This is a genomic window from Pseudomonas sp. OVF7 (genome assembly GCF_030644265.1).
In the GTDB taxonomy this organism is placed as follows: domain Bacteria; phylum Pseudomonadota; class Gammaproteobacteria; order Pseudomonadales; family Pseudomonadaceae; genus Aquipseudomonas; species Aquipseudomonas gorinensis.
In genome coordinates this window covers 2228437-2254006 of the sequence record NZ_CP128996.1, presented here as the reverse complement: position 1 = coordinate 2254006, position 25570 = coordinate 2228437, and the positions used below count along the sequence as shown (strand labels likewise).

General features: G+C 59.5%; 25 protein-coding genes and 1 pseudogene. 8 read left to right on the top strand and 18 right to left on the bottom strand.

All coding sequences use genetic code 11. The features are described 5' to 3' along the window. Positions 1-120: 120 nt before the first annotated feature. The 3 genes from QU606_RS10325 to QU606_RS10315 form a co-directional block, all read right to left on the bottom strand. Positions 121-876 (bottom strand): DeoR/GlpR family transcriptional regulator, encoded by a 756-nt coding sequence (locus tag QU606_RS10325; protein WP_010212755.1) that lies wholly within the window; start codon positions 874-876, stop codon positions 121-123. Between the two features lie 95 nt (positions 877-971). After that, positions 972-2477, bottom strand: a complete 1506-nt coding sequence (gene glpK / locus QU606_RS10320) for a glycerol kinase GlpK (protein ID WP_024073706.1) — start codon at positions 2475-2477, stop codon at positions 972-974. A gap of 81 nt (positions 2478-2558) precedes the next feature. After that, positions 2559-3413 carry an MIP/aquaporin family protein gene (locus QU606_RS10315; protein ID WP_024073707.1) on the bottom strand — a complete coding sequence of 285 codons (855 nt, stop codon included), beginning with the start codon at positions 3411-3413 and terminating at the stop codon, positions 2559-2561. 327 nt (positions 3414-3740) lie between these two features. Here QU606_RS10315 and ybaK point away from each other — a divergent pair, with 327 nt between their 5' ends. Beyond that, a complete protein-coding gene (ybaK, locus tag QU606_RS10310) occupies positions 3741-4211 on the top strand; it encodes a Cys-tRNA(Pro) deacylase (RefSeq protein ID WP_024073708.1) in 471 nt (156 codons plus the stop codon). Between the two features lie 306 nt (positions 4212-4517). Here the strand turns inward: ybaK and QU606_RS10305 are convergent, their stop codons facing one another. Both QU606_RS10305 and argF read right to left on the bottom strand, forming a co-directional pair. Beyond that, complete coding sequence (locus QU606_RS10305) at positions 4518-5633, bottom strand: ABC transporter ATP-binding protein (protein WP_069075352.1); 1116 nt, start codon at positions 5631-5633, stop codon at positions 4518-4520. Next, the gene (argF, locus tag QU606_RS10300; protein WP_024073710.1) at positions 5630-6550 is read right to left on the bottom strand and encodes an ornithine carbamoyltransferase; all 921 of its coding nucleotides are present in this window, start codon (positions 6548-6550) and stop codon (positions 5630-5632) included. The genes QU606_RS10305 and argF overlap by 4 nt, the downstream gene beginning before the upstream one ends. 434 nt (positions 6551-6984) lie before the next feature. Between argF and QU606_RS10295 the strand changes: the two genes are divergently transcribed. Further along, positions 6985-9093, top strand: a complete 2109-nt coding sequence (locus tag QU606_RS10295; RefSeq protein ID WP_304998360.1) for a molybdopterin oxidoreductase family protein — start codon at positions 6985-6987, stop codon at positions 9091-9093. A gap of 86 nt (positions 9094-9179) precedes the next feature. Further along, a complete protein-coding gene (grxD, locus tag QU606_RS10290) occupies positions 9180-9518 on the top strand; it encodes a Grx4 family monothiol glutaredoxin (protein ID WP_024073712.1) in 339 nt (112 codons plus the stop codon). A gap of 77 nt (positions 9519-9595) precedes the next feature. Here the strand turns inward: grxD and bfr are convergent, their stop codons facing one another. Further along, complete coding sequence (gene bfr / locus QU606_RS10285; protein ID WP_024073713.1) at positions 9596-10066, bottom strand: bacterioferritin; 471 nt, start codon at positions 10064-10066, stop codon at positions 9596-9598. Between the two features lie 201 nt (positions 10067-10267). Continuing rightward, positions 10268-10486 (bottom strand): bacterioferritin-associated ferredoxin, encoded by a 219-nt coding sequence (locus QU606_RS10280; protein ID WP_010564137.1) that lies wholly within the window; start codon positions 10484-10486, stop codon positions 10268-10270. Positions 10487-10728: 242 nt separating this feature from the next. Here QU606_RS10280 and QU606_RS10275 point away from each other — a divergent pair, with 242 nt between their 5' ends. Next, positions 10729-11331, top strand: coding sequence for a peroxiredoxin (locus tag QU606_RS10275; RefSeq protein ID WP_024073714.1), 603 nt, complete (start codon positions 10729-10731; stop codon positions 11329-11331). 65 nt (positions 11332-11396) lie between these two features. Here the strand turns inward: QU606_RS10275 and rnt are convergent, their stop codons facing one another. Both rnt and pyrC read right to left on the bottom strand, forming a co-directional pair. Beyond that, positions 11397-12068: a ribonuclease T gene (gene rnt / locus QU606_RS10270; protein ID WP_024073715.1), complete on the bottom strand. Its 672-nt coding sequence runs from the start codon at positions 12066-12068 to the stop codon at positions 11397-11399. Then, positions 12065-13111, bottom strand: a complete 1047-nt coding sequence (gene pyrC, locus QU606_RS10265) for a dihydroorotase (RefSeq protein ID WP_024073716.1) — start codon at positions 13109-13111, stop codon at positions 12065-12067. The genes rnt and pyrC overlap by 4 nt, the downstream gene beginning before the upstream one ends. 156 nt (positions 13112-13267) lie before the next feature. Here pyrC and QU606_RS10260 point away from each other — a divergent pair, with 156 nt between their 5' ends. The 3 genes from QU606_RS10260 to QU606_RS10250 all read left to right on the top strand — a co-directional run bounded on the left by QU606_RS10260 (position 13268) and on the right by QU606_RS10250 (position 16767). Beyond that, positions 13268-14176, top strand: a complete 909-nt coding sequence (locus QU606_RS10260; RefSeq protein ID WP_024073717.1) for an OmpA family protein — start codon at positions 13268-13270, stop codon at positions 14174-14176. A gap of 129 nt (positions 14177-14305) precedes the next feature. Then, positions 14306-15523, top strand: coding sequence for an argininosuccinate synthase (locus tag QU606_RS10255; protein WP_024073718.1), 1218 nt, complete (start codon positions 14306-14308; stop codon positions 15521-15523). Positions 15524-16134: 611 nt separating this feature from the next. Then, the gene (locus tag QU606_RS10250) at positions 16135-16767 is read left to right on the top strand and encodes a response regulator transcription factor (RefSeq protein ID WP_017844627.1); all 633 of its coding nucleotides are present in this window, start codon (positions 16135-16137) and stop codon (positions 16765-16767) included. Positions 16768-16840: 73 nt separating this feature from the next. Here QU606_RS10250 and QU606_RS10245 read toward each other — a convergent pair whose 3' ends face one another. From QU606_RS10245 to metG, 8 genes and pseudogenes are all read right to left on the bottom strand, one after another. Then, positions 16841-17023, bottom strand: coding sequence for a PA3496 family putative envelope integrity protein (locus tag QU606_RS10245; protein WP_024073719.1), 183 nt, complete (start codon positions 17021-17023; stop codon positions 16841-16843). Between the two features lie 107 nt (positions 17024-17130). Beyond that, entirely contained in the window at positions 17131-17769 is a 639-nt protein-coding gene (gene nth / locus QU606_RS10240; protein WP_024073720.1) for an endonuclease III, read from the bottom strand. Positions 17770-17794: 25 nt separating this feature from the next. Further along, complete coding sequence (locus tag QU606_RS10235) at positions 17795-18289, bottom strand: Rnf-Nqr domain containing protein (RefSeq protein WP_024073721.1); 495 nt, start codon at positions 18287-18289, stop codon at positions 17795-17797. Beyond that, on the bottom strand, positions 18282-18866 hold the full coding sequence (locus tag QU606_RS10230) for an RnfABCDGE type electron transport complex subunit G (RefSeq protein WP_150292754.1): 585 nt from the start codon (positions 18864-18866) through the stop codon (positions 18282-18284). Before QU606_RS10230 ends, QU606_RS10235 begins: the two co-directional genes overlap by 8 nt. Beyond that, entirely contained in the window at positions 18863-19822 is a 960-nt protein-coding gene (locus QU606_RS10225) for an RnfABCDGE type electron transport complex subunit D (RefSeq protein ID WP_081329155.1), read from the bottom strand. Before QU606_RS10225 ends, QU606_RS10230 begins: the two co-directional genes overlap by 4 nt. Positions 19823-20378: 556 nt before the next feature. After that, positions 20379-20750: pseudogene (rsxB, locus tag QU606_RS32880) on the bottom strand (electron transport complex subunit RsxB); the annotation flags it as partial. Between the two features lie 17 nt (positions 20751-20767). Beyond that, positions 20768-21340 (bottom strand): Rnf-Nqr domain containing protein, encoded by a 573-nt coding sequence (locus tag QU606_RS10215; RefSeq protein WP_041161112.1) that lies wholly within the window; start codon positions 21338-21340, stop codon positions 20768-20770. Between the two features lie 103 nt (positions 21341-21443). Then, the gene (metG, locus tag QU606_RS10210) at positions 21444-23495 is read right to left on the bottom strand and encodes a methionine--tRNA ligase (protein WP_069075357.1); all 2052 of its coding nucleotides are present in this window, start codon (positions 23493-23495) and stop codon (positions 21444-21446) included. A 172-nt stretch (positions 23496-23667) separates the two neighbouring features. Here metG and apbC point away from each other — a divergent pair, with 172 nt between their 5' ends. Then, on the top strand, positions 23668-24762 hold the full coding sequence (gene apbC / locus QU606_RS10205) for an iron-sulfur cluster carrier protein ApbC (protein WP_304998358.1): 1095 nt from the start codon (positions 23668-23670) through the stop codon (positions 24760-24762). A 462-nt stretch (positions 24763-25224) separates the two neighbouring features. Here the strand turns inward: apbC and fdxA are convergent, their stop codons facing one another. After that, positions 25225-25548 (bottom strand): ferredoxin FdxA, encoded by a 324-nt coding sequence (gene fdxA / locus QU606_RS10200; protein WP_024073728.1) that lies wholly within the window; start codon positions 25546-25548, stop codon positions 25225-25227. Positions 25549-25570 lie beyond the last annotated feature (22 nt).

The window sequence follows — 25570 nt, the reverse complement described above, 5'->3', positions numbered from 1 at the left end:
CCTGTCAGATAGATCGCCATCGGGGGCAAGTCGAATCGTCGCACCGCCCCTCCCACATTTGAGCGGGTTCACACATCAAAGGTGGGAGGGAGCTTGCCCCCGATGGCGTCAATGCAGGCGCTAGACCACTTCCAGGCGAACCTTATGCTGGTTCAACAACTGCACCAGCGCCGGTACGGGCTGCTGGTCGGTCACCAGGCAGTCCACCAGGCTGATCGGCCCCAGGCGAATCATGGCATTGCGCCCGAACTTGCTCGAGTCCGCCGCCAGGATCACCTGGCGTGCATTGGCGATGATCGCCTGTGACACCCGCACTTCCTGGTAATCGAAGTCGAGCAGGCTGCCGTCCTCGTCAATGCCGCTGATACCCACCAGGGCGAAGTCGACTTTGAACTGGTTGATAAAGTCCACGCTGGCCTGGCCCACCACGCCGCCATCACGGCGCACATTACCGCCGGTCAGCAACACATCGAAGTCGTCCTTGGCACTGAGCATGGTGGCGACGTTGAGGTTGTTGGTGATGATTTTCAGGTGATTGTGGTTTAACAGCGCACGTGCGATGGATTCGGTGGTGGTGCCGATGTTGATGAACAGCGACGCGTGATCGGGGATTTGCGCGGCGATGGCTTCGCCGATGCGCTGTTTCTCGTCGCGCATCTGGTCGGCACGCATGGCGTAGGCGGTGTTTTCGACACTGGAGTCATAGGCCGCGCCGCCGTGGTAGCGGCGCAGCAGATTGGCGTCCGCCAGCTGGTTGATATCGCGGCGGATGGTTTGCGGGGTGACAACGAATAGCTGCGCCATTTCCTCGATACTGACGTAGCCGCGTTCGCGGACCAGTTCGAGGATTTGTTGCTGGCGGGGAGGCAGATTCATGGGGCGTCCTTTGGGCTGCCATACAAAAGTGGCCCATGATGACGCAGGAATCTGCTCCCTGCCAGTTACAACCCTATATGGGTCCTGCGCTTGGCTTATTCAGCGCCTTCGTGGGGTTCCCAATCGCGGGTGCGGCTCACTGCTTTTTGCCAGCCGGCGTAGAGTTTCTCTTTGGCGGCTTCTTCAAGCTGAGGTTCGAATTCGCGCTCGATCACCGCCTTGCCACGCAGTTCGTCCAGGCTACCCCAGAACCCGCAAGCCAGGCCCGCCAGGTAGGCCGCGCCCAGTGCAGTGGTTTCGCGCATTTGCGGGCGCTCGACCTGGGTGCCGAGGATGTCGGCTTGGAATTGCATCAGGAAGTTGTTGGCCACTGCGCCGCCATCCACCCGCAGGGATTTGAGGCGTTCGCCGGAATCCTGCTGCATCGCGTCCAGTACGTCGCGTGTCTGGTAGGCAATCGACTCAAGGGCTGCACGAATAATGTGATCCACGCGTACGCCTCGGGTCAGGCCGAACAACGCGCCACGGGCGTAGGGGTCCCAGTAGGGGGCGCCCAGGCCGGTAAACGCGGGTACCAGGTAGACGCCATTGCTGTCCTTGACCTTGCCGGCGAAGTATTCGGTGTCGTGGGCGTCGTTGATGATTTTCAGCTCGTCACGCAGCCACTGCACGGTGGAACCACCGTTGAATACCGCGCCTTCCAGGGCGTAGGCCACTTCGCCACGCGGGCCGCAGGCGATGGTGGTGAGCATGCCGTGCTTGGATTTCACGGCCTTGTCGCCGGTATTCATCAGCAGGAAGCAGCCGGTGCCGTAGGTGTTCTTGGCCTGGCCCGGTTCAACGCACATCTGGCCGAACAGCGCGGCCTGCTGGTCACCGGCGATGCCGCCGATGGCAATGCCGCTCTTGGTGCGACCGTAAATTTCCGACGACGACTTGACTTCCGGCAGCATCTCGCGCGGCACATCAAGGATTTCCAGCATCTTCGCGTCCCACTCCAGGGTGTGGATGTTGAAGAGCATGGTGCGCGAGGCGTTGGTGTAGTCGGTGACGTGGGTCTTGCCGCCGGTAAATTTCCAGATCAACCAGCTGTCGACGGTGCCGAACAGCAGTTCGCCGTTGCGCGCACGTTCGCGGCTGCCTTCGACATTGTCGAGGATCCACTTGAGCTTGGTGCCGGAAAAGTACGGGTCGGTGACCAGGCCGGTGGTGTCGCTGATGTATTGCTCGTGGCCGTCACGCTTGAGCTGCTGGCAGATTTCGGTGCTGCGGCGGCACTGCCAGACGATGGCGTTGTAGATCGGGCGACCGGTGACCTTGTCCCAGACCACGGTGGTTTCACGCTGGTTGGTGATGCCGATAGCGGCAACCTGGTCATGGTGCAGGCCAGCCTGGGCCAGGGCCTCGACCATTACCGCGCTCTGGGTGGCGAAGATTTCCATCGGGTCATGTTCGACCCAGCCCGCCTGCGGGTAGTGCTGGACGAATTCACGCTGGGCGGTGCAGACCACGTTGGCGTCACGATCAAAGATGATCGCCCGCGAACTGGTGGTGCCCTGATCAAGGGCAATGATGTAGTTCTTATTCTGAATGTCGGTCATGTCGATTGCCTTGGACGAGAAATAAGGGAGTTGGAAACGGCCTGGATCACTAAAAGGGCAGTAGGGCCCAGGCGGTTGCTATCAGGAAATACGCGTTTCGCCGTTGACGGCGGCTTCTTTGGCCTCCGCTGCGGCAGGTGCGGCGCTTGGCAGATGGCGGGCAATCAGCCCGCGATAAGCCGCGGCACCGAGGCAAGCACCGACAATCGGCGCGAAAATCGGAACCAGGAAGTAGGGAATGTCGCGTCCGCCAGTAAAGGCCATTTCACCCCAGCCGGCGAAAAAGGTCATCAGCTTGGGCCCGAAATCCCGCGCAGGGTTCATCGCAAAACCGGTCAATGGGCCCATGGCGCTGCCGATGACTGCGATCAGCAAGCCAATCAGCAGCGGAGCAAGGGGGCCGCGTGGCAAGCCGTTGTTATCGTCGGTCAGGGCCATGATCACGCCCATCAGGATGGCGGTGATGACCATTTCCACCAGGAACGCCTGAGCGGTGCTCAACAGCGCATGGGGGTAGGTCGAAAACACCGAGGCTAGTTCCAGGCTGGCCTGGGTCCCACGCACCAAATGGTGGGTTTGTTCGTAATCGAAAAACAGATTGCTATAGAGCGTGTACACCAGCGCCGCGGAGCAGAAGGCACCGGCGACCTGGGCGAGGATATAGAAGGGCAGTTTACGCTTGTCGAAATCGGCGAAAAGACACAGGGCAATACTCACCGCCGGATTGAGGTGAGCCCCGGAGATACCGGCGCTCAGGTAGATCGCCATGCTGACGCCGATCCCCCAGATGATACTGATTTCCCACAAACCAAAGCTGGCACCCGCGACTTTGAGGGCAGCGACACATCCTGTACCGAAGAAGATCAGAAGCGCAGTCCCCAGGAATTCGGCCATGCATTGGCTCGAAAGTGAAGGCTGTTGAAGTGCAGTTGTCATGGAAAACCTCAATTTGTTGTTCTTGTCAGGCGTCGGGCCTCAACGGGCCTTGCGCGATTTTCACCGTGTCGAGGATCCCCATCCTCGGCGCGGCTTACTGCTCGAATACTGCGGCTGTATTCCTACAGTATTCGGAAACGAAAAAATATAGACAAGAATGACGCCTGTCAAAGGTCGAAAGTGAACTATTAGTCATTTTCCAACTATAGGTTTGATGAATGATCACGCTCGTCACCGCAAGTGTTGACGGGAGTCAGGGGCGTACTAGAGCGTTTTGTGTAGGCTTGGCCTAGAATCTGTCCTCTGTTTGCCACGCCTGGAGCATGCATGACCCCCGCACTGGATTTGTTGAAAAAAGTTCGCGCCGAACATCGCATTCACAGTTATGAACACGATCCCAAAGCGTCGTCGTATGGTCTGGAGGCCGCGGAAAAGTTGGGTCTTGACCCGGCTCAGGTGTTCAAGACCCTGTTGGCGAGCAGCGAAAAAGGCGAGTTATTGGTGGCGGTGGTGCCGGTCGTCGGAAGTCTGGATTTAAAAGCCTTGGCCCATGCGGCCGGGGTGAAAAAAGTCGAGATGGCTGACCCGGCGGCGGCGCAACGGTCGACGGGCTACCTGTTGGGCGGTATCAGCCCGCTGGGGCAGAAAAAGCGCTTGCGCACGTTTATCGATACGACGGCGCAGCCGTTCGCGACGATTTTTGTCAGTGCGGGGAGACGGGGGCTGGAAGTGGAGTTGTCCGCCGCAGTGCTGGCGGAACATACCCAGGCCAAATTCGCGCCGATTGGCAGGGCTTGATCAGTTACTTCCTGATCCTGCGTATTGCCTGTAAACCATGCCCCTGGGTTGTACCGGGGCAAGCCCTAATGCCGTTCAGTTAAGCGTACATCGCATTCTGTAGGAGCGAGGGGGACGCCTAGTTCTTGCTCGCGAAAAACGTCAACGATGACGCGTGTTTCCTGAATCAACGCGGCGCCTGTGAGTTTTTCGCGAGCAAGCTCGCTCCTACAAAAAAGCCTTGACTGAACGGCATCAGGGCAAGGGGGGCAGTTTGCTGTGCGACGGTGCTAAGTCGGGGGCCTCCCACATTTCGACCCGGTTTCTTCAAATACTGCTGGCCGGGCTGTAGCGCCGTACGCCTGACTCGGACCGTGGTACCTGCGCCGCGACGCTGCCGCAGGCCTGGAACAGCACCAGGTGTTCAGCCGCGACGCGAATCCCGACATCCGCACCGACCTGATGGTCGGCATGGCTGGGAAAGATCGATTCCAGTTGTGCGCCGGTCGGCAGTTGCAAGCGGTACAAGGTCGATGCGCCGAGGAAGGTCTTGCCGACAATTCGCGCTTTCAAAGCGCTGTCCGGCGCGTAGACGATGTCGTCCGGGCGCAGCAACACGTCCACGGCGCCGCCGGTCGGCCAGGAGTAGGCACGGTTGCCGCGCAGTTCGCCCAGCTCGGTATTGACGGATTCCGGGGTGCTTAGCTGGCCACGAATGAAATAACCCTGGCCAATGAAGCTGGCGACATAGGGCGTCAGAGGTTCGTGATAGAGGTTGTAGGGCGTATCCCACTGCTCCAGGCGGCCTTCCTTGAATACGCCGACATGGTCGCTCACGGCGAAAGCTTCTTCCTGGTCATGGGTTACCAGGATCGCACTGGTGCCGCGGGCTTTGAGGATGTCGCGCACCTCGTGGCTGAGCTTGCGCCGCAGTTCGCCATCAAGGTTGGAGAACGGCTCATCCAGCAGCAGCAGTTGGGGCTCCGGCGCCAAGGCACGGGCGAGGGCCACACGTTGCTGCTGCCCCCCGGAAAGCTCGTGGGGGAAGCGCTTGCCCAGGTTCTTCAGATTGACCAGCTCCAGCAGCTCGGCGACCACGCGGTCTTTCTGCGGGTGCTTGCGAATGCCGAAGGCGATGTTGTCGGCCACGCAGAGGTGAGGGAACAGCGCATAGTCCTGGAAGACCATGCCAATGCGACGTTTCTCTGGGGCAAGGGTGAAGCCGGCGCTGGAGATGACTTCGCCTGCCAGGCTGATTTCACCATCGTGCACCGGTTCGAACCCGGCAATCGCGCGCAGGGTGGTGGTCTTGCCGCACCCCGAGGAACCCAGCAGGCAGCCGATGTCGCCGGCATTCAGGTGCAGGTTGAGATTCTGCACCACCCGTTGGTCTTGATAGCCGCATGCCAGATTGCGCAGGTTCAGCAGTAAGGACTGGCTCATGCGTGGTGGTACGCCGGCTCGACCAGGAACTCAAGCAGGGCCTTTTGCGCGTGCAGGCGGTTTTCAGCCTGGTCCCAGGCGACCGAACGTTGATCGTCAAGCAGGTCGAGGCTGATTTCTTCGCCACGGTGGGCGGGCAGGCAGTGCATGAACAGCACATCCGGCGCGGCCAGGTCGAGCAGGGCGCGGGTTACCTGGAATGGCGCAAACAGCGCCAGGCGCTTGGCGGTTTCGTCTTCCTGGCCCATGGAGGTCCAGACGTCGGTGCTGACCAGATGCGCACCGATCACCGCCTCGCGCGGGTCGCGCACAACGGTGACGCGGTCACCCGCCTGTGCCAGGAAGCGGGCGTCAGGCTCGTAGCCTTCCGGGCAGGCGATACGCAGTTGGAAATCGAACTGGATCGCCGCTTCTATATAGCTGTTGCACATATTGTTGCCGTCGCCGATCCAGGCCACGGTCTTGCCCTGGATCGAGCCACGGTGTTCGAGAAAGGTCTGCATGTCCGCCAGTAACTGGCAAGGGTGCAGGTCATCGGACAGGCCGTTGATCACCGGGACGCGTGAGTTGGCGGCAAATTCAGTCAGGGTGCTGTGGGCAAAGGTACGGATCATCACCGCATCGAGCATGCGCGACATGACGATCGCGCAATCGCTGATCGGCTCGCCACGGCCCAGTTGGGTGTCGCGCGGCGACAGGAAGATGGCCTGGCCACCCAGCTGGATCATGCCGGCTTCGAAGGACAGGCGGGTGCGAGTCGACGACTTCTCGAAAATCATCCCGAGCACGCGGTTTTTCAAAGGCTCGAACAGTACGCCGCGGTTACGCAGGTCTTTAAGCTCAATGCCTCGACGGATCACGCTGACCAGCTCTTCGGGCGTGCAATCCATCAGGGAGAGAAAGTGCCTTGCGCTCATCATTAACTACCTTTTTGCAACAGACCGCAGATACTCAAAGCCTTGTTTATTGTGACAACGGGCGAGACCTGCGGCGAAAGCCGCACGGGGCGACGAAATAGGGGAAGGCGCGATCTTATAATTAAATGTCGCGTCTTACCAATAGGGCTACGGTTTTTAGGGGTGTTCAAGAAGGGCGCGAGAGCGCTTTTGAAGACGATTTCCTGACAGCAGCGGGTCATTTGTACACTGGCGTTACGACCTTTTGCAATCTGCGAGGCCGGGCCCAGGCCAGGCTGCGTCGCTTTCAGGGGCTGCGCAGGCGTTTTCTGAAACATTTGCTCACGCTTAGCCATGGCTTAGCCTGATGCTCGTCGATTCACAGGACGAACGTTGCTGGCGCCTCTGGCGGTCGCGGCCCATAGTTGGGCCAAAGCCCAATAAAGAGACTGGCCATGACCAAGACTCTCCATCACCGTGCCTGCCATCTGTGCGAAGCCATTTGTGGCTTGACCCTGGAAACCACCCGCGCCGACGACGGTAGCCTGGCCATTACCTCGATCAAGGGGGACCCGCAGGACACGTTCAGTCGCGGCCATATCTGCCCCAAGGCTGTGGCGTTGCAGGATATCCAGAATGACCCGGACCGCCTGCACCAGCCTATGTTGCGGGTGGGCAGCGAATGGCAGCCGATCCCCTGGGAAGACGCCTTTGCCCTGGTCGCCGAGCGACTGGCGGGGATCCAGGCGCGGCATGGGCAGAATGCCGTGGCGGTGTATCAGGGCAACCCCAGCGTGCACAACTATGGGCTGATGACCCACAGTAACTACTTTCTCGGCCTGTTGAAGACGCGCAATCGGTTTTCCGCAACCTCGGTGGACCAATTACCCCATCACCTCACCAGTCACCTGATGTACGGCCATGGCCTGTTGCTGCCGATCCCGGACATCGACCACACCGACTTCATGCTGATCCTCGGCGGCAACCCCCTGGCGTCCAACGGCAGCATCATGACCGTGCCTGATGTGGAGAAGCGTCTCAAGGCCATCCAGGCCCGGGGGGGCAAAGTGGTGGTGGTCGATCCGCGGCGCAGCGAGACGGCGGCGATGGCCGACCAGCACATTTTCGTGCGGCCTGGCGGGGATGCGGCGCTATTGTTTGGCTTGCTCAACACGCTGTTTGCCGAGGACCTGACCCGCGACAGCCATCTGCCGGTTGAGGGCCTGGAAGAAGTACGCCGCGCTATCGCCGGATTTACCCCAGAGGCCATGAGCCGTCAGTGTGCGGTGCCTGCCGGGCAGATTCGCCAGTTGGCGCGGGACTTCGCCGCGGCGGACAAGGCCGTGTGTTACGGACGGATGGGGGTTTCGACCCAGGCGTTCGGCACGCTGTGCCATTGGCTGGTGCAATTGATCAACCTGGTGACTGGCAACCTCGACCGCGAGGGTGGCGCGCTCTGCACCAGCCCTGCAGTGGATCTGGTGGCCTCCACCGGTGGTGGGCATTTCAACCGCTGGCAGAGCCGGGTTTCCGGGCGCCCGGAGTACGGCGGCGAGTTGCCCGTGTCGGCGTTGGCTGAGGAAATGCTCACCGAAGGCGAAGGACAGATCCGCGCCCTGGTGACGGTGGCCGGTAACCCGGTGCTCTCGACACCCAATGGGCGTCAGTTGGAACAGGCTCTGGACGGGCTCGAGTTCATGGTCAGTGTCGACCTCTATATCAACGAAACCACGCGATACGCCGACCTGATCCTGCCGTCCACCTCGGCGCTGGAAAACGACCATTACGACACCACGTTCAATATGTTCGCCGTACGCAATGTCACCCGTTTCAATCGCGCGATCCTGCCCAAGCCTGAGGGCGCGCTGCATGACTGGGAAATCTTTGTCGGGTTGGCCAAGGCTTTTGCGGCGCGGACCGGTGTGGCACTCAAGCCGACCCTGCCGCCGGCGCAGATGATCGATTTCGGGCTGCGCGCGGGCGCCTACGGTGATGCGTCCGCTCACAAATTGTCGGTGGCAATGCTGGCGGACCATCCCCATGGCGTGGACCTGGGGCCGCTCAAGCCCAATCTTGCCGCGCGACTGAAAACGGCCAACGGCCAGGTGCAGGCGGCCCCTGCGGTGATCCTGGCAGACCTGGCGCGTTTTGCGGCGCAGCCGGTACCCGTGGACGACGAACTGCTGCTGATCGGCCGCCGCCATGTGCGCAGCAACAATTCCTGGATGCATAACTATCATCGGCTGGTGAAGGGCAAGCCGCGCCATCAGTTGCTGATGCACCCTGATGACCTGGCCAGCCGTCGGTTGAGTGATGGGCAGCGGGTGAGGGTCAGTTCGCGTATCGGCATGATTGAGGTGGAGGTCGTGGCCAGTTTGGACATGATGCCTGGCGTCGTCAGCTTGCCCCATGGTTGGGGGCATGGGCGTCCGGGGGTGCAGATGGCTATCGCCAGCACTCAGCCTGGGGCCAGTGCCAACGACCTGACCGACGAGCGGCAGTTGGATGAGCTGTCGGGGAACGCGGCGCTCAATGGCGTGCCTGTACAGGTCGCGGCCGCATAAGGTGCCCGAGCACCGCGCTGGAATTTTGCGTTACAATGCGCCACCGTGCCGACCTGTGAGTCGCAAAGTTCCAGCCGAGGTGTTCCATGGATATCATCGAAACGATCAAAGAGCAGATTGCCAACAACACCATTCTGCTTTACATGAAGGGCGCCCCAAACGCTCCGCAGTGCGGTTTCTCCGCGAAGGCGTCCCAGGCCGTCATGCAGTGTGGCGAGAAGTTCGCCTACGTGGATATCCTGCAAAACCCGGAAATTCGCGCCAACCTGCCTAAGTACGCCAACTGGCCGACATTCCCACAGCTGTGGGTTGACGGTGAACTGGTCGGCGGCAGCGATATCATCACTGAAATGGCCGCTGACGGTTCGTTGCAGACGCTGATCAAAGACGCAGCGGCAAAAGCGGCAGCCAAGACTGAAGCTTGATGCTGGTGTAAAAGCGCGTAATAAAAAGCCCCGCTTCTCCTGAGAGAGCGGGGCTTTTTTGTACCTGTCGCTAAGGGTTATTCACCCATCTGCGATTGCAGGTAGTTCTCCAGGCTGACCTTGTCGATCAGGCCCAGTTGGGTTTCCAGCCAGTCGATATGTTCTTCCTGGTCTTCCAGGATATCTTCCAGCAGTTCACGGCTGCCGAAGTCGCCTTTGGTTTCACAGTGGGCAATGGCGGCCTTGAGGTCGCTGTGGCTCTTGCGCTCGAAGCCCAGGTCGCTGTTGATCATTTCCTGGGTGTGTTCGCCGATGTTCAGCTTGCCCAGGTCCTGCACGTTGGGCAGGCCTTCCAGGAACAGGATGCGCTTGATCAGCGCGTCGGCGTCCTTCATGGCCTTGATCGATTCTTTGTATTCGCGTTTGCCCAGCTTTTCGAGGCCCCAATCGTCATACATGCGTGCATGCAGGAAGTACTGATTGATCGCGACCAGTTCATTGCCAAGGATTTTATTGAGTTGCTGGATGACTGAGATGTCGCCTTTCATGACTGGGGTCCTGCCCTGTAATAGCTGTATATAGGGCGGAGTTTGAGTGTCGAAACCCCTACTGTCAAACCTAAGTTATTGAATAATAAATGAAAATTAATAGGAATAAGAATGTTTGTGTTCCGCGTCTTGACGCTAACTAATTGAAATACGGGCATAAAAAAACCGGACACTCTGTCCGGTTCTTTAAAACACGCTTATTTAAGCGTGTGTAAATTCTGCTGAGTAGGGGAGCGCGGCCTGGGCTGTTTGCAGCTGCGTCAGGGTTTCCCGTACCACTTGCTTGGCGAGGCAGGCGCATTTGCCGCATTGGCTGGCAACGCCGGTGGTTTCACGCACTTCTTTGTAGCTGCAGCAACCTTCATAGATTGCTTCGCGGATTTGTCCGTCGGTGACGCCAGTGCAGAGGCAGACATACATAAGGGAGAACCGTCGCGGGTTGAGGCTTAAGTGCGATGGATCTTAATGTTAACGAGAATGATTGTCAAAGTAGAATCGTAGGTCTTTAGGCTAAACGCCCGCGCGCTGACGAACGGTTTTTTCAGTGTATGATGTTCGGTCTTCACGAAGCGTGACTGCGTCACAGGTCTGTCGCTTAGGTGCGACAGACTCGAGGCCGGTCCTTTTACTTCAATCGTCACCCCTACATCAGGAGATAACCCATGAGCGTACTCGTCGGTAAACAAGCCCCGGATTTCGACGTCCCAGCCGTCCTCGGCAATGGCGAAATCGTTGACAGCTTCAAATTGTCTGAAGCCATCAAAGGCAAATACGGCCTGGTGTTTTTCTACCCGCTGGACTTCACCTTTGTCTGCCCTTCGGAACTGATCGCCCTGGATCACCGCATGGCCGATTTCAAGGCGCGCAATGTTGAAGTGGTCGCCGTTTCCATCGACTCCCATTTCACCCACAACGCCTGGCGTAATACTGCCATCAATGATGGCGGCATCGGCAAAGTCCAATACACCATGGCTGCCGACATGAAGCACGACATCGCCAAGGCCTACGACGTTGAGTCCGAAGGCGGCGTGGCTTTCCGTGGCGCGTTCCTGATCGATGACAAGGGCGTTGTGCGCTCGCAGATCATCAACGACCTGCCGCTGGGCCGTAACATGGAAGAGCTGATCCGTCTGGTCGACGCCCTGCAATTCCACGAAGAACACGGCGAAGTCTGCCCTGCCAACTGGAAAAAAGGCGATAAAGGCATGAACGCTTCGCCTGAAGGTGTTGCGGCTTACCTGACCGAGAACGCTGGCAAGCTGTAAGCCAGATTCCGGGTAAAAAAAAACCGGCCTGAGAGGGCCGGTTTTTTTATGCGCGGGCGATGAACTCAGTCGCTGAAGTCTTCCCAGCCACCCATCTGTTTCCAACGGTTGACGATACCGCAGAACAGTTCGGCGGTCTTTTCAGTGTCGTAGCGGGCCGAATGGGCTTCGCGTCCGTCAAAGTCGATACCGGCCGCCTGGCAGGCTTTGGCCAAGACGGTCTGGCCATAGGCCAAGCCTGCCAGGGTCGCCGTGTCAAAGCTGGAGAACGGGTGGAACGGGTTGCGCTTCATGTCCAGGCGCGCCACTGCGGCGTTGAGGAAGCCCAGGTCGAAGCTGCTGTTGTGACCCACCAGGATCGCGCGTTTGCAGCCATTGGCCTTCAATGCCTTGCGCACGCCACGAAAGATATCGGTCAGCGCCGCTTCTTCACTGACTGCCATGCGCAATGGGTGATCAAGCTTGATCCCGGTGAACTCCAGGGCCGCGGCTTCGATATTGGCGCCTTCGAACGGTTCAACCCGGAAGAAGTGCGTGTGTTCCGGGAACACGAAGCCCTGTTCATCCATGCCAATGGTGGTGGCCGCGATTTCCAGCAGGGCATCGGTGGCGCAGTTGAAGCCCCCGGTTTCTACGTCGATGACAACCGGCAGATAGCCGCGAAACCGCTCGGCCATCGGGTGACGGGAACCGCCACCGCTATGCTCGTGTTCGTCGTCGTAATGGTCTTCACTCACTTGCTTTCCTCCAGCAGGCGCCAGCGCAGTGTTTCACCGGCGCGCAGCGGGATAACAGTCAGCTCGCCAAACGGCAGGCTGGCAGGGGCGGTCCAGTCTTCACGGACCAGGGTAATGCGATCGGTATTCGCCGGCAGGCCATAGAAACGTGGACCGTTGAGGCTGGCGAAGCCTTCGAGCTTGTCCAGGGCATTGCGCTGTTCGAATGCTTCGGCATACAGCTCGATGGCGGCATACGCGGTGTAGCACCCGGCACAACCGCATGCGGCTTCCTTGGCGTGCTGGGCATGGGGAGCCGAGTCGGTACCGAGGAAGAACTTCGGGTTGCCGCTGGTGGCGGCGTCCAGCAAGGCCACCTGGTGGGTATTGCGCTTGAGAATCGGCAGGCAATAGAAGTGCGGCCGAATCCCGCCCACCAGCATGTGGTTGCGGTTGTAGAGCAGGTGATGCGCAGTGATGGTCGCGCCCACGTTGGCCGAGGCCTCGGTGACGAACTGCACGGCATCCGCCGTGGTGATGTGTTCGAACACCACCTTGAGCGTGGGGAACAGCTCGACCACGCGGCGCATGTGCTCGTCGATGAAGATCTTCTCGCGATCGAACACGTCGACGTCGCCACGGGTGACTTCACCGTGGATCAACAGCGGCATTCCAACTTCAGCCATGGCCTCGATGGCGGGCAGGATCTTATCGATGCTGGTCACGCCTGAGTCGGAGTTGGTGGTTGCGCCCGCCGGGTACAGCTTGGCGGCGTGCACGAAACCGCAGGCCTTGGCCTCACGAATTTCTTCGGGCTGGGTGCGGTCGGTCAGGTAGAGCACCATCAGCGGTTCGAAGCGGCTGCCGGCCGGCCGCGCAGCGAGGATACGCTGGCGATAGGCGTCGGCTTGCTCGGCATTGCGCACCGGAGGTACCAGGTTAGGCATGATGATGGCGCGGCCAAACGTACGCGCTACATCGGCCACGGTTTGGGGCAACGCAGCACCATCGCGAAGATGAATATGCCAGTCGTCGGGACGCAGCAGGGTCAGGCGGTCGGACATTGGGGATTCCAGGCGGGTCAATCTGGTGGGAATGCTACCGGAAAAGACTCTTGCAGGCACTCGCTATCAAGTTTTGCAGGATGCGACCGATATCCCTGGGTATGCCTTAACGATGTATGACGCTTTGAAGTGTTGTAGAAACCAGTGGAGCCTCCCGTGCGCCAGCATTATCTAGCCCTGCTCAGTGTGTTCGCCAGCCTGCCTGCGATGGCCCTCACGTTCCAGACACGTCTGGAAAATATTGAGTGGAAGGTGGAAGGCGACCAATTCGAGTGCCGCCTGACCCAGCCGATCACCGATTTCGGCTCGGGTGAGTTCGTGCGCCGGGCCGGCGAGCAGGCCACGTTCCGTTTGAAAGCCTACAGCGGCGCGTTGGGCGCGGGCTCGGCCACGTTGCTGGCGGCCGCTGCGCCCTGGCAACCGGGCCGGGGCGATATCAACCTCGGCGCCGTGCACGCGGGCAGTGGCGATGTTCTGTTCAACAGTTCCCAGGCCCAGGCCGGGCGCCTGTTCACCGGTTTGCTCGAGGGGCGCAGCCCGACCGTGCGGCATTACGCCCGCGAGGGCGGCTATTCGGAAATTCGCCTGTTACCGGTGAAATTCAACAAGGCCTATAACGACTATCAACTGTGCACCGCCAAGCTGTTACCGATGAATTACGATCAGGTCAAACAGACCGAAATCGGCTTCCCCGGTGGAGGCATCGAACTGGATGCTGCGGCCAAGCGCAAGCTGGCGGTGATTCTCGCGTTCATGAAAGCCGACCCGACGGTGAACCATATCGAGTTGAACGGCCACTCCGACAACAGCGGCAATCGCCTGACCAACCGCGATGTGTCGCGCCGGCGTGCCCTGGCGGTGATGGACTACTTCAAGGCCAATGGTATCCAGGAGTCGCAGATCACGATGCGCTTCCATGGCGAAAGCTACCCCCTGGCGCCTAATACCAACGCCGCCAACCGCGCCCGTAACCGCCGCGTGAACATTCAGCTCGAGCGCGTTGCCGTTCCGGACAAAACGGCGCCCCAGGCCAAGGCCCCCAGCAACCCTGCTGCCACGTCATAAGGTGCGACCATCGGTCGCTCGGTCGACATAATCTGTCGCTTTATCTTCATTTGCTGTCGCGCCCCTGTAAATTCACGGTTTTGGTCGGTAGAATCGACGCCTTTCCGTAAAACCCCGTGGAGTGATGGCATGGCCGACGTAAACAAGGTCGTTCTCGCGTATTCCGGCGGCCTGGACACTTCGGTGATCCTCAAGTGGCTGCAGGATACTTATAACTGTGAAGTGGTGACCTTCACCGCTGACCTGGGTCAGGGCGAAGAGGTCGAACCTGCACGTGCCAAGGCGCAAGCCATGGGCGTGAAAGAGATCTACATTGACGACCTGCGCGAAGAGTTCGTCCGCGATTTCGTTTTCCCGATGTTTCGCGCCAACACCGTCTACGAAGGTGAGTACCTGCTGGGTACTTCCATCGCACGCCCGCTGATCGCCAAGCGCTTGATCGAAATCGCCAACGAAACCGGCGCTGACGCCATTTCCCATGGTGCCACCGGCAAGGGCAACGACCAGGTACGCTTCGAATTGGGCGCCTACGCGCTGAAGCCTGGTGTGAAAGTGATTGCTCCTTGGCGTGAGTGGGACCTGCTGTCCCGTGAAAAGCTGATGGATTACGCTGAAAAGCACGCGATCCCGATCGAGCGTCATGGCAAGAAGAAATCCCCGTACTCGATGGATGCCAACCTGCTGCACATCTCCTATGAAGGCGGCGTGCTGGAAGACACCTGGACCGAGCACGAAGAAGACATGTGGAAATGGACCGTCTCCCCGGAGAACGCTCCCGACAAGCCGCAATACCTGGAACTGACCTACCGCAACGGCGATATCGTCGCGCTGGACGGTGTCGAAATGACCCCGGCCACCGTGCTGGCGACCTTGAACCGTATCGGTGGCGCGCACGGTATCGGCCGTCTCGACATCGTCGAGAACCGCTACGTGGGCATGAAGTCCCGTGGCTGCTATGAAACCCCGGGTGGCACCATCATGCTGCGCGCTCACCGCGCCATCGAATCCATCACCCTGGATCGCGAAGTGGCTCACCTCAAAGACGAGCTGATGCCCAAGTACGCCAGCCTGATCTACACCGGCTACTGGTGGAGCCCTGAGCGCCTGATGCTGCAACAGATGATCGATGCTTCCCAGGTCCACGTGAACGGCGTTGTACGTCTGAAGCTGTACAAGGGCAATGTGATCGTTACTGGTCGTAAGTCGGATGAATCGCTGTTCGACGCCAATATCGCCACCTTCGAAGAAGATGGCGGCGCCTACAACCAGGCGGACGCGGCAGGCTTCATCAAGTTGAACGCACTGCGCATGCGCATTGCGGCCAACAAGGGTCGCAAGTTGTTCTGAGTCTTTAAGATGGTGTGAAAGATGGCCCCTTTTTCAAGGGGCCATTTTTTTTGCCTTGAAAAAGGTGGGAACCCCATATGTTTAAGCATTGTTTAATGCGGAATTTTAAGCGCTTAAAAAGTTGAGTTTGCGGGCGTAGCTGTTTTTAAAGGTATGAATGAATTATTTACACCTGATCAGGAACTATGTCTTACAGAAAATTCACTCACAAAAGTGCGGGGCAGTTGTAAGACGCAGAAAGTTCTGTAGGAAAATTAGGGTGTAAGTAGATATGTTAAATGGAACTGAAAGAGTCAGGCTTTTTTTGCCAGCTCGTACGCGTGAAGGCGACAAACAAGGGGCGTTTCCTGAAACTCCTGTGCGCCACGTTTACCTTCACCCCCTTATGTATTGGATATTTCACTCAAAATATGTGTGCCCCCGGAAAGGTCTGAAAGGCTCCATAAAACTCGATACATCCGCGTTGGTGATTTTTTGTAGGTTAATTCCTATCTGGTTGTGGGTTGGGTCTCTGCTTGCTGTTGCTCAGGGGGGAATGCTATGCCAACTAGGAAACGACTAGGCTATTGTGCTTGCTCTGAATAATTCGAACAGCGAAATTGGACTTTCTCATGAATAAAGTGCTGATCGTGGATGATCATCCCGTCATTCGTCTTGCTGTGCGTATGCTAATGGAACGCCATGGTTATGAGGTCGTTGCCGAGACCGATAACGGTGTCGATGCGTTGCAACTTGCGCGGGAGCATATGCCGGACATTGTCATACTGGATATTGGAATTCCCAAACTGGATGGTCTGGAAGTTATCTGTCGACTGTCCTCCACCAAACAGGCCACGCCGTTCAAGGTGCTGGTGCTGACATCGCAGGCACCCGGGCATTTCTCTATGCGTTGCATGCAGGCAGGGGCGGCCGGCTACGTGTGCAAGCAGCAGGACCTGACCGAGTTGCTGAGTGCTATCAAGGCGGTGCTCTCCGGCTACAGTTACTTCCCGAATCAGGCGCTGAACTCGGTACGTTCCACCATGGGCAACGCCAGTGAGGCGGACATGGTCGAGCGTCTCTCCGGCCGGGAGATGATGGTATTGCAGCAATTGGCGCGTGGTAAAACCAACAAGGAGATTGCCGATGGCATGTTCCTCAGCAACAAGACCGTGAGTACTTACAAAACGCGCTTGCTGCTCAAGCTCAATGCACGCTCCCTGGTCGACTTGATCGAGTTGGCCCAGCGCAACGGGCTGGTATAGGGGAGGGCGTCATCAAGGTAGATCGGCAGAAAAAAGCCTCCGCAAGGGAGGCTTCCGGCCGTCATCGGCTCTATCAGAGGTCGAAATCGTAGTCGGCCAGCTGTTTTTGCAAGCGTCGCTCTTCCAGGAGATTGTCGATAGTGCGGCGTTTGCTTAGATTGGTCTTGGCCACTTCTACTACAGGTGTTTCTGCCCCGTCGTCATCCGACTCAACGAGGTCGTCATCCACTTCCAGTTGTTCTTTGCCAGTGCTCATAAGGTTAACTCCGGGCTAAGACTGCCGTTGGCGCTCCTTATAACGATAATCCATGGATGGGTAAAAAAGATTTTTTCAATCGACTGATCGTAAAAATCAATGATTCCTCAATCGTCGGAGGTTTTTTCCTTGTACTCGCACAGGTCCTCGATGCGACAGCTGCCGCAGCGTGGCTTGCGCGCCTGGCAGACATAACGCCCGTGCAGGATCAGCCAATGATGCGAATCGAGCAGATAGGGCTTGGGAACAAACTTCATCAGCTGCTTTTCCACTTCCACCACATTCTTCCCACGTGCAATGCCGGTGCGGTTGCTGACACGAAAAATATGGGTGTCCACGGCCATTGTCAGCTGGCGAAACGCCGTATTGAGCACCACATTGGCCGTCTTGCGGCCCACGCCGGGCAGCGCTTCCAAGGCTTCGCGTGTTTGCGGTACTTCACCGCCATGCCGTTCCACCAGCAGGCGGCAGGTCTCGATGACATTCTTGGCCTTGCTGTTGTACAGGCCGATGGTCTTGATGTACTCGGACAAACCCTCAACGCCCAGGGCATAAATCGCCGCGGGTGTGTTCGCCACAGGAAATAGCTTGGCCGTGGCCTTGTTGACGCCCACATCGGTCGATTGGGCCGAGAGAATCACGGCAATCAGCAACTCGAATGGCGATGAGTAGGCCAGTTCGGTCTTGGGTTCCGGATTGTCTTCGTGAAGCCTGCGAAAAATTTCCAATCGTTTTGCGGCGTTCATGGGGCGGGCGGCTCCTTGCTGGCGGTCAGCGTGATTTCGAGTAGTGGGCCCAGGCTTGGCACCCTGCGAGCAGTAACCCGAGCAGGATAAACCCGGCAGGCATGAATGTGGTGGCGGTACCGGCGCGTAGCAACCCCAGCAGTATCAGCAGGGCGGCGAAAAGGCCAAACAGCCGCAGGCGTGCCTTGTGCTGGCCGGCCGCGAAGAAGCCGCCGTGTTCCAGTACTACGCATTGCACGCTGATCATGGCGAGATAGAGGCCCAGTTGCTGATAGGTCGTGAGTGCAAATGCCTGCAACAGTAACTGCACGACACTGACCAGGGTCGCGGCCAGCATCAGGCTGGCAATCAACCGTAAGGGGGCGCTGAGACGGGATCGCACACCTGCCATGACCAGGCCATACAGCGTCACGACTAGCACGGACAGCCCCAGGAAACTCAGGGCCTTGGGCAGCGTGTCACTCACTCCGATCAACGGTGTCAGCATCAGCGTATTGGCCAGGCCAAAGGCTTTAGTCATGGGCCGCGTGCTCCAGCAATGCAGATCGATGTTCGTCGAAAAAACGCAGCGCATCGTGGGCGGCATTGGACACCGCGCGGGAAGTCAGGGTCGCGCCTGCCATCTGATCGAATGTCGGGTCTTTCAGGTCGCTGCGGGTGCGGCCTTTGAAGGCGGCCAGCCAAGGGTTGCCGGGCTCACTGATATGGCCACCAAGGCTTGGGGTTTCCGAGTGCTCCAGCGGTTTGATTGCCAGCAGCTTACCGTCGCGGTCGATGGCCACCAGCAGTTCAATCGGCCCGCCGTAGCCGTTGGCTTGTAACCGCAGGATCACGGCGCTTGCCTGGCCGGCCAGGGTTGCCAGGTAGCCACCTTGAAGCTGGCTGTTTGACAAGGGTTGGGGAGCGATCGCCAGCGCCTGGTCCAAGGGCTGGTTGTCGTAGCGGTCCGCGGGTAGCAGGTCGAGCAGGGCCTGACGCTGTTGCGTCTGGGCTTGGAGCGCGGCATGGCCGGCGGTCAGGTGCTGCAGCCCCAAGGTCAAGGCGATGCCGCCCATGCTAATCAGCAGCGCCAACAGCAGGCCTCGGGTGACTCTCATGCATTCACCTGCGGCTGTTTCGGTGCTACCAGGCGCTCCAGCGCGGGCACGGCCAGGTTCATCAGCAGTACTGCGAAGGCTACCCCGTCCGGGTAACCGCCCCACGTGCGAATCAGATAGGTCAGCGCGCCTACGCCCGCGCCAAAGAGCAGGCGTGCCCGCGGGCTCCTGGGGCCCGACACCGGCTCGGTGATGATGAAAAAGGCGCCGAGAAGGGTGGCGCCGGTCAGCAGATGAAACAGCGGCGAGCCATGGGAATCCGAACCCGACCCGTTCCAGCACAGCAGGCTTATCACAAATAGGCTGCCCAGCATGCCAACGGGTGCATGCCAGCTGAACACGCGCTGCCATAACAGCCAGAGGCCACCCATGAGATAGGCCAGGCCGACCCACTCGCTGGCCCTACCGCCGAAATGCCCAAATGCCGGGCTGCGCGCGAACAGCTCGTCGATGGTCAGGCTCTTGTTGATTCGCAGGGCATCCAAGGCGGTGGCCTGGGCCCAGGCATCCGGCGCCGCGCCGTGCAGGCCCAGAACCTGATTGACGCCGGCCAGCAGGTCCAGGCCATGGGGCGCGGGCCAGTGGCTCATGGGTTGGGGAAAGGCCACCAGCATCAGGGCGTACCCGACCATGGCCGGATTGAATGGGTTTCGATTGCCACCATACAAGTGCTTGCCCAGCAGCAACCCTCCGGTGACAGCGGCTACACACAGCCACCAGGGACAATAGGGTGGCAGGGCCAGGGCCAGCAGTGTGGCGCTGACCAGGCTGCTCAGGTCACGAACGCGCCGTCCGCGCAGGCGGTCGACACCCGCGTCCACGAGCAGCGCGCATCCCCCAGCCAAGATCAAATTGATCAACACCCCCCATCCGTACCACCAGCACAGCGCCACGACGCCCGGCAGCGTTGCGAGCAACACGCGCTGCAAGGCCTGCTGCGGATCAGGCGTTGTCATGGGCGTCCACCAGGCGCTGTGCCTCATCCAGCTTGCCTTGCGCCTCGGCCAATTGCTGCGGGTCGGCCTTCTGATCCTGGGCTCTCTTCAGCTCTGCGCGGCGCATGGCCAGTTGGATCTTGGCGCGCTTGAGTTCGGCGGTATTACTGGGGGCTGCAGTCTTGGGGGCGCTGTTCAACTCCAGCGCGGCAAGTGCCTGCTCTGCGGCCTCGAACTGCTGTTGCAGCACGATCAATTGCGACTGCTGCTCAAACGTCGGTGGATGCCCGAACGCCTTCAAGGATTTGTGCAGTTGGGCGCGACTCATGGCCACGCTGATTTTCGCTTGCTTGACCGCTGCCTCCCTCGCCGCCTGGGCTTTATCGACCTGCACTGGCTCCGGCGCAGCGGTGTGTCTGGTCCGGGCCAGGCGTTCGGCGATCTTGAGCGCTTCTTCCCGTCGCAGACGTGCATTGCGTTGCTCAAAGCGCCGTCGTGCACGATCACGCTTGAGGCCGCGCTGACGGCGTTGGTCTTCGTTGGTGGCGAGGCCTCCGACGATGGGTAGCGCCGTGAGCAACGGGTGCATTTCGATGCAATCGACCGGGCAGGGCGCGACGCACAGGTCACAACCCGTGCATTCGTCGATGATCACCGTGTGCATCAGCTTGGCGGCGCCGACGATGGCGTCCACCGGGCATGCCTGGATGCACTTGGTGCAACCGATGCACTCGGCTTCGCGGATATACGCAACCTGCGCGGGTGCCTCGCCCCGCGTGGCGTCCAGTTCCAGCACCGGCACTTTCAGCAACTGTGCCAGCCCGGCGATGGTTTCCTGCCCACCCGGCGGGCACTTGTTAATCGCCTCACCCTGGGCAATACCTTCGGCGTAAGGCTTGCAGCCTGGGTGGCCGCACTTGCCGCATTGAGTCTGCGGCAGCAGCGCGTCGATACGTTGAATCAGGTTCATGCTTTGAACATTGCGTTGAAGCCGAAGAAAGCCACTGCCATCAGCCCGACGCTGATCAGTTCGACCGGCAGGCCGCGAAAAGGCAGGGGGATGTCGTTGTCGGCGATGCGTTGGCGCAAGTCGCTGAACAGGCTCAGCACCAGCCAGAAACCGAGCCCGGCGCCCAGGCTCAATGCGGCCATGTGCACCACGCCTTTATCATTTTGTGTGCCCATCACGACCACGGCCAGTACGCCGGCGTTACCCAGCAGCAGTGGCCACAGACCGTTGGTTACCAAGGCGGGGCGCACGCGCGTCAGCAGGCTGAGCACCGGGTGGATCAACAGCGCGGTCAGCGGCAAAAACACAAATAGCCGCAGTGTCGTCAATGCGAACGGCTGCAACAGATAGTGGTCCAGCAGATAACCCAGCACGCCGCTGAGCACCATCAATAGGGTGGTGGCGATCCCGAGGGCATGCAGCCGCTGGCGTGAGGCCAGGGCCAGCACCGGGTCGACCGCCAGCGGCATCTGCAACACGAAGTTGCTGATCAGGGCGGCGCTGACAAGGGTGAGGAACATATCGGTCATGGTCATGCCGGTTAAGCAAACAGGGCCTGATTATCCGGCAAGCGAGAAGGGGGTACTAGCTGAAAAGCCCCGTCGCCGTAACGACAGGGCTGTTTCGCCGGGCTTACTTGATGCGTTGACCCGGCTTGGCGCCGCTGTCAGGGCTCAGCAGGTAGATTTCTTCGCCGCCAGGGCCAGCCGCCATCACCATGCCTTCGGAAATACCGAACTTCATTTTCCGCGGCTTGAGGTTGGCGATCATCATGGTCAGGCGACCATTGAGCTTGGAAGGGTCCGGATAGGCGCTCTTGATCCCGGAGAACACGTTGCGTTGCTCGTCACCGATATCCAAGGTCAGGCGCAGCAGCTTGTCGGCACCTTCAACGGCTTCGGCCTTGACGATCAGCGCAACGCGCAGGTCCACGGCGGCAAAGGCGTCGAACTCGATCTCCGGGGAGAGGGGGTCCTTGGCCAGTTCACCGTTGCCCGCTGGCGTCGATTCGCCGGTATCGGTCTGGCTGGCGACCAGGTCTTCTTTCGAAGCGTCGGTCATGGCCTGGACTTTTACCGGGTCGATGCGGGTCATCAGCGGCTTGAACTCGTTCAGCGGGTGGTTGCCGAGCAGGGTGGCGTGGTCATTCCATGTCAGCGGCGCGACGTTGAGGAACGCCTCGGCGTCGGCGGCCAGCAATGGCAGCACGGGCTTGAGGAAGATCACCAACTGGCGGAACAGGTTGACGCCGGTGGCGCAGATCGCCTGGACTTCAGCCTGCTTGCCTTCCTGCTTGTTCAGCGACCACGGTGCCTTGTCGGCGATCCAGGCGTTGGCACGGTCGGCCAGGCCCATGATCTCGCGCATCGCGCGGGCAAAGTCGCGGGCCTCATAGGCATCGGCAATGCTTGGCGCAGCGGCCAGGAAGGCCTCGGTCAGTTCCGGCGCGGCATTTTCCGCCACCATCACACCGGCGTTGCCCTTGTGGATGAACCCGGCGCAACGGCTGGCGATGTTGACGACTTTGCCCACCAGGTCGGAGTTGACCTTCTGCACGAAGTCTTCCAGGTTCAGGTCGAGGTCGTCGACGCCACGGCCTAGCTTGGAGGCGTAGTAGTAGCGCAGGTATTCCGGTGACAGGTGGTCCAGGTAGGTGCGCGCCTTGATAAAGGTGCCACGGGACTTGGACATCTTCTGGCCATTGACCGTCAGGTAACCGTGTACGGCGATGCCGGTTGGCTTGCGGTAGCCCGAACCTTCGAGCATGGCTGGCCAGAACAGGGCGTGGAAGTTGACGATGTCCTTGCCGATGAAGTGGTACAGCTCGGCGGTGGAGTCCTTGCCCCAGAAAGCGTCGAAGTCCAGCTCCGGCGTGCGGGCGCAGAGGTTCTTGAAGCTGGCCATGTAGCCGATCGGCGCGTCCAGCCACACGTAGAAGTACTTGCCTGGCTCGTCGGGGATTTCGAAGCCGAAGTACGGCGCATCGCGGGAGATGTCCCACTGTTGCAGGCCGGCGTCCAGCCATTCGGCGATCTTGTTCGCCACGGCGTCCTGCAGGGTGCCGCTGCGGGTCCAGGTTTGCAGCATCTGCTGGAAATCCGGGAGCTTGAAGAAGAAGTGCTGGGAATCCTTGAGCACCGGGATGGCGCCGGAGATAGCCGAACGCGGGTTCTTCAGGTCAGTCGGTGCGTAGGTGGCACCGCATTTTTCGCAGTTGTCGCCGTACTGGTCTTCGGTGCCGCATTTTGGGCAGGTGCCCTTGATGAAGCGGTCGGCCAGGAACATTTTCTTTTCCGGGTCGAAATACTGCGTGATCGAACGCGTGGCAATGTGCCCGGCGTCGCGCAAGCGCTTATAGATCTGGCTCGACAGCTCGCGGTTTTCGTCGGAGTGGGTCGAGTGGAAGTTGTCGAAGTCCACCAGGAAATCGGCAAAGTCGGCGCTGTGTTCAGCCTGCACATTGGCGATCAGTTGTTCCGGGGTGATCCCTTCCTTTTCGGCGCGCAACATGATGGCCGAGCCGTGGGCGTCGTCCGCGCAGACATAGATGCATTGATTGCCGCGATGCTTCTGGAAGCGCACCCACATATCGGTCTGGATGTACTCAAGCATATGGCCAAGATGGATGGAACCATTGGCATAGGGCAGGGCGCTGGTGACGAGGATCTTGCGTGGCTCGGACATGGGGCTCGGCTACTTGATGAAACGGAGGTCGGCCACTATAAAGCGCCGGGAAATTTATTTCACCCCGTGGCGTTGTTTCAGCATCTTCCCTGTCTTCGAAAGCATGCCGTTAAGCCGCTGGAACGGTTAGGATAGCCGCCTGTTTCAGTCAGTCTTTTTTCGGGAGTAGCCCATGAGCGCCGTCAATCGCGCAGCGGTGGAAGCCGTTCTTCGCCAATACACCGACCCCTATTTGAACCAGGACCCGGTCAGTGCCGGCTGTGTACGCGCCATCGAGGTCCAGGGCGATCAGGTGTCGGTCCAGATGGAACTGGGTTATGCCGCCGGCCTGTTCAAGAGCGGCTGGGCGCAGATGCTGCAAATGGCCATCGAAGGCCTGGACGGCGTGGGGTCGGCCAAGGTCGACATTCGGTGCGTGATCGCGCCGCACAAGGCCCAGGCGCAGATCCCAGGCCTGGCCAACGTCAAGAACGTGGTCGCAGTGGCGTCCGGCAAGGGCGGTGTGGGTAAGTCCACCACGGCGGCCAACCTGGCCCTGGCCCTGGCGCGTGAAGGTGCGCGGGTGGGCATTCTTGACGCCGATATCTACGGCCCGAGCCAAGGCGTGATGTTCGGCATTGCCGAGGGCACGCGGCCGAAGGTCAAGGACCAGAAATGGTTCTTGCCGATTGAGTCCATGGGCGTGGAAGTGATGTCCATGGCCTTCCTCACCGATGACAACACGCCGATGGTCTGGCGCGGGCCGATGGTGTCCGGCGCACTGCTGCAACTGGTCACGCAGACTGCCTGGGGCGACCTGGACTACCTGGTGATCGATATGCCGCCGGGCACGGGCGATATCCAACTGACCCTGGCGCAAAAAGTCCCGGTGGCTGGCTCGGTGATCGTGACCACGCCCCAGGACCTGGCGCTGCTCGACGCGAAGAAAGGCGTCGAGATGTTCCGCAAGGTCAATATCCCGGTGCTGGGCGTGGTGGAGAACATGGCGGTGCACATCTGCTCCAACTGCGGCCATGCCGAGCACTTGTTCGGTGAAGGGGGAGGCGAGAAGCTGGCGACCCAGTATGGCGTCGAACTGCTGGCCTCATTGCCGTTGTCGATGGGTATTCGCGAGCAGGCCGACGGCGGCAAGCCTACCGTGGCGGCCGAGCCCGATGGCCAGATCGCGATGATCTATCAGGAGCTGGCCCGCCATGTCGGCGCACGAATCGTGCTGCAAGAGGCTGCGACGCAGGCCATGCCGACTATCACTGTCAGTGAAGATTGAGGGGGGCAGGATCGAGTCGGGACTGCCAAAGCGGCGAATTGCGCTTTTACGCAATGGCGCGTGTAAGCATTCGCTTACTTTTACGTAAGTGTTTGGTTTTTTTGCCCGCCCGTAGCGCCTCTAAATACCGGAGTGTTTTTCTATCTGATTGAAATATAACAACTATTTATTGTATCTCGAGCAATGATAGCTGTCAGTCCAGCGGTTGGATCGCGTTGAACTTCGCCGGGAACTCTCTAAGATCAGCCCTGTGTCCACGGATTGGCACGGCCATCAAGGAACGATGGCTTGAAGGAACGTCGCAGGATGCGATTCATCAGGATGATGAAAAGGAATAAAGGGACTAGGGAAAAAATGTGGGCGGGTCATACCGCCCCTTTTTTTTTGCCTGGAGAAAAGTGAGCGTCTGCCCCTGAACGCAAAAAAGGCCCGGAAGGGCCTTTTTTTTGGACTGCGACGCTGTCAGCGCTCGAGTTCTTTGATCTTGCCTTTTTTGCCATCCCACTCTTCCGCGTCCGGCAGCGGTTCTTTCTTCTCGGTGATGTTCGGCCAGATTTCAGCCAGCTCGACGTTCAACTGGATAAATTCCTGCATGTCTTCCGGGACTTCGTCCTCGGAGAAAATAGCGACGGCCGGGCATTCAGGCTCACACAGGGCGCAGTCAATGCACTCGTCCGGGTGGATGACCAGGAAATTCGGGCCTTCGTAGAAGCAGTCCACCGGACACACTTCTACGCAGTCGGTGTACTTGCACTTGATGCAGTTGTCGGTGACGACGAAGGTCATTTCTAATTTTCTCCTCAGGCGG